Source organism: Mesorhizobium sp. M7A.F.Ca.US.005.03.2.1, assembly GCF_003997795.1.
Taxonomy (GTDB): Bacteria; Pseudomonadota; Alphaproteobacteria; order Rhizobiales; family Rhizobiaceae; genus Mesorhizobium; species Mesorhizobium ciceri.
On the sequence record NZ_RZRP01001585.1, the window covers coordinates 1 to 499 of the forward strand.

Annotated in this window: 1 protein-coding gene; it reads right to left on the bottom strand. The window is 66.7% G+C overall.

Annotated elements, in window-relative coordinates:
* Positions 1–499 (bottom strand): LLM class flavin-dependent oxidoreductase (locus EN991_RS39290; protein WP_127370686.1); only part of this gene is annotated, 499 nt, incomplete at both ends.

Below are 499 nucleotides of genomic sequence, written 5' to 3' on the forward strand. Positions count from 1 at the left end.
GTTGAGGAAGCGCGCCTGCGCGTTTTCGATCTGGGCGTCGGTGACATGGCTGATCAGCCGGTCGGCGGCGCGCCAGGCTTCGTCCTCGGTCTCGCGCACGATAAAATGCAGCCGGATGCCGAAGCGCAGTTTTCTGCCGCGCCGCGCCGCCTTTGCGCGCGCCGCGGCCAGCTTCTCGGCCACCTGCGCCGGCGGTTCGCCCCAGGTCAGATACATGTCGACGAGGTCTGCGGCGAGGTCCTGGCCCGCATCCGACGATCCGCCGAAATAGAGCGGCGGCCGTTCCTGGTGCGGCAGAAGGTCGAGGCGGCCATTTTCGACGCGGTAATATTTGCCGTTGAAATTGACCCGCTCGCCGGACACCAGGCCGCGCCAGATGGTCAGGAATTCATGCGCCTGGGCATAGCGCTCGTCATGCGGCAGGAAGACGCCGTCGCCGGCGAGCTCGGTCGGGTTGCCGCCGACCACGACATTGAGCAGCAGGCGGCCATTGCTCAAG